This is a genomic window from Ruegeria sp. K11 (genome assembly GCF_056531905.1).
Map to the genome: position 1 here is coordinate 2,501 of NZ_JBQFMP010000033.1, position 4,029 is coordinate 6,529.

At 52.9% G+C, this 4,029-nt stretch carries 1 tRNA gene and 2 rRNA genes; all 3 read left to right on the forward strand.

The features are described from left to right. Nucleotides 1–448: 448 nt before the first annotated feature. Nucleotides 449–3,280: ribosomal RNA gene (locus tag ACR0K4_RS22770) — 23S ribosomal RNA — on the forward strand. Between the two features lie 281 nt (nucleotides 3,281–3,561). After that, a 5S ribosomal RNA gene (gene rrf / locus ACR0K4_RS22775) occupies nucleotides 3,562–3,676 on the forward strand. 59 nt (nucleotides 3,677–3,735) lie between these two features. After that, nucleotides 3,736–3,812 (forward strand) — tRNA-Met (locus ACR0K4_RS22780). Nucleotides 3,813–4,029 lie beyond the last annotated feature (217 nt).

A 4,029-nucleotide genomic window follows, 5' to 3' on the forward strand; every position in this document is an offset into this window, starting at 1 on the left:
GCACCCGGACGACTTTCTTCGAAAGTCGCCGCAATTGACATCGTATAGAGAGAAATCAATCAACACTGTTTGATCGTGCCGAGTGTGGCACTGATCTCGGTCGTTCTTATCTTCGGATAAGCGGCGCAGTTTGGGTCTAGCCGGCCTTTAGTGCGTATCGCGACTGAAACGAACAGAGTTGTCCAAGTCAAATATACTAACCCGAGCGACCTGCGTTGATCAGCTGCACGGCTGGGAGACCACATGGGGTTGCTCAATTGTCCTCGTCCAAGTGGCGGGGGCGGGAAATGTATGTTTTTGGTTCAGAAGAATGACTGCCTTTAGTTACCAGCTGGGCGGTCTCGATTGATACATAGTCTGCGAAGAACGAAGTTCGTAGCAGACATCGTGCTCAAGTAGCCGAATAGGCGGTAGCACAACTATCGTGTGTCTTTCTTTTTCTGGATCAAATCAAGCGCGAGAAGGGCGTTTGGTGAATGCCTTGGCAGCAAGAGGCGATGAAAGACGTGATACTCTGCGATAAGCCATGGGGAGCTGAGAATAAGCTTTGATCCATGGATTTCTGAATGGGGCAACCCACCTGAAAGCTTCATATTGTTATCCTTGATAATCAATATGTTGCTTAAACAGGTACTTAAGACCTGAATACATAGGGTTTTAAGAGCAAACCCGGGGAACTGAAACATCTAAGTACCCGGAGGAAAGGAAATCAATTGATACTCCCCTAGTAGCGGCGAGCGAACGGGGACCAGCCGAGCCGGATAAGTGACTAGAACACGTTGGGAAGCGTGGCCATAGCGGGTGACAGCCCCGTATAGGAAGCTTTGATGGACGTATTAAGTAGGGCGGAACACGTGAAATTCTGTCTGAAGATCGGAGGACCACCTTCGAAGGCTAAGTACTCCTTGCTGACCGATAGCGAACCAGTACCGTGAGGGAAAGGTGAAAAGCACCCCGACGAGGGGAGTGAAACAGTACCTGAAACCGAACGCCTACAATCAGTCGGAGGCTCCTTGCGAGCTGACGGCGTACCTTTTGTATAATGGGTCATCGACTTGGTCTCACGAGCAAGCTTAAGCCGTTAGGTGTAGGCGTAGCGAAAGCGAGTCTTAATAGGGCGTATGAGTTCGTGGGATCAGACCCGAAACCGAGTGATCTAGGCATGGCCAGGTTGAAGGTAAGGTAACACTTACTGGAGGACCGAACCCACATCCGTTGAAAAGGATCGGGATGAGCTGTGCCTAGGGGTGAAAGGCCAATCAAACTCGGAGATAGCTGGTTCTCTGCGAAATCTATTTAGGTAGAGCGTCATCCGAATACCCCGGGGGGTAGAGCACTGGATGGGTAATGGGGCCCCACAGGCTTACTGATCCTAACCAAACTCCGAATACCCGGGAGTACTAGATGGCAGACACACTGCGGATGCTAACGTCCGTAGTGGAGAGGGAAACAACCCTGACCTACGACTAAGGCCCCCAATTCATGGCTAAGTGGGAAAGCAGGTGGGACGACCAAAACAACCAGGAGGTTGGCTTAGAAGCAGCCATCCTTTAAAGATAGCGTAACAGCTCACTGGTCTAAATAAGTTGTCCTGCGGCGAAGATGTAACGGGGCTCAAGCCATGAGCCGAAGTCTAGGGATGCGTAAGCATCGGTAGCAGAGCGTAGTGTGACATAGTTCCTATCCTCTTTAGCGTTCTTCGGAACGCCTTGGAGGATATTTGGAGCTTTCGATGAAGCGGGCGCGTGAGCGATCCCGTGGAGAGATCACTAGTGAGAATGATGACATGAGTAGCGACAAAGAGTGTGAGAGACACTCTCGCCGAAAGTCCAAGGGTTCCTGCTTAAAGCTAATCTGAGCAGGGTAAGCCGGCCCCTAAGCCGAGGCCGAAAGGCGTAGGCGATGGGAACTAGGTTAATATTCCTAGGCCAGGAGGATGTGACGGATCACAGGTGTAGTTCAATCTTATCGGATTGATTGGGCTGCTGAGTGGTTCCTGGAAATAGCCCTCCATCAGACCGTACCCTAAACCGACACAGGTGGACTGGTAGAGCATACCAAGGCGCTTGAGAGAACGATGTTGAAGGAACTCGGCAAAATACCTCCGTAAGTTCGCGAGAAGGAGGCCCGGTTCCTAGGCAACTAGGGGCTGGGGGCACAAACCAGGGGGTGGCGACTGTTTATTAAAAACACAGGGCTCTGCGAAGTCGCAAGACGACGTATAGGGTCTGACGCCTGCCCGGTGCCTGAAGGTTAAAAGGAGAGGTGAGAGCCTTGAATTGAAGCCCAGGTAAACGGCGGCCGTAACTATAACGGTCCTAAGGTAGCGAAATTCCTTGTCGGGTAAGTTCCGACCTGCACGAATGGCGTAACGACTTCCCCGCTGTCTCCAACATCGACTCAGCGAAATTGAATTGCCTGTCAAGATGCAGGCTTCCCGCGGTTAGACGGAAAGACCCCGTGCACCTTTACTACAGCTTCGCACTGGCATCAGGATTGTGATGTGCAGGATAGGTGGTAGGCTTTGAAGCAGGAACGCAAGTCCCTGTGGAGCCTCCCTTGAGATACCACCCTTCGCACTCTTGATGTCTAACCGCGGTCCGTTATCCGGATCCGGGACCCTGCGTGGCGGGTAGTTTGACTGGGGCGGTCGCCTCCTAAAGCGTAACGGAGGCGCGCGAAGGTTGGCTCAGAGCGGTCGGAAATCGCTCGTTGAGTGCAATGGCAGAAGCCAGCCTGACTGCAAGACTGACAAGTCGAGCAGAGTCGAAAGACGGCCATAGTGATCCGGTGGTCCCGAGTGGAAGGGCCATCGCTCAACGGATAAAAGGTACGCCGGGGATAACAGGCTGATACTGCCCAAGAGTCCATATCGACGGCAGTGTTTGGCACCTCGATGTCGGCTCATCTCATCCTGGGGCTGGAGCAGGTCCCAAGGGTACGGCTGTTCGCCGTTTAAAGAGGTACGTGAGCTGGGTTTAGAACGTCGTGAGACAGTTCGGTCCCTATCTGCCGTGGGTGTAGGAGACTTGAGAGGAGTTGCCCCTAGTACGAGAGGACCGGGGTGAACGATCCACTGGTGGACCAGTTGTCGTGCCAACGGCAGTGCTGGGTAGCTATGATCGGACAGGATAACCGCTGAAGGCATCTAAGCGGGAAGCCCCCCTCAAAACAAGGTCTCCCTGAGGGCCGTGGAAGACCACCACGTCAATAGGCCGGAGATGTAAGCGCAGTAATGCGTTCAGTTGACCGGTACTAATCGCCCGATAGGCTTGATTTGATCCAGTAATGGAAAGACACCCACCGCCTCAAGGAGAGACGGTAGGCGAAATCAAAAAGCCGAAAGCATACACTGACCTTGACAATGGATGACTAAAACGCGGGAACGCGCATTCGTAAACGAATACGCTGCCTCCCGCTCGTCGCTTTTGCTGCGCAAACAGCGACGTTGTTGGTTGATACTATAACCGTGCGGGAACGCGCCTTTTGTAAACAAAAGACGCTGCCTCCCGCGCGTCGCGCTTTTGCTCCGCAAAAGTCGCGACGGGGGCTTTTCCTCGGTTTGGTGGTCATAGCGCAAGTGAAACACCCGGTCCCATCCCGAACCCGGAAGTTAAGCACTGCCGCGCCAATGGTACTTGGGCTTAAGCCCCGGGAGAGTAGGTCACCGCCAAACCTAGTAAAAGCCCACAAAACAGCATTCTCTCTAAAACGATGAATACTTTCTGACTCTGACGCGGGATGGAGCAGCCCGGTAGCTCGTCAGGCTCATAACCTGAAGGTCGCAGGTTCAAATCCTGCTCCCGCAACCAGCGTCAGAAAACCCCAACACAGCCCGTTCAGACTACAATTGATCCACTGGATCAATTGCTTAACGTCTTCACCTCGTCAGGCTCATAACCTGAAGGTCAGAGGTTCAAATCCTCTCCCCGCAACCAAAATCCAAACAGCACGTTCGATCCACAAACAGTCCACCGGACTGTTTGCTTAACGATCAAACCTCGTCAGGCTCATAACCTGAAGGTCAGA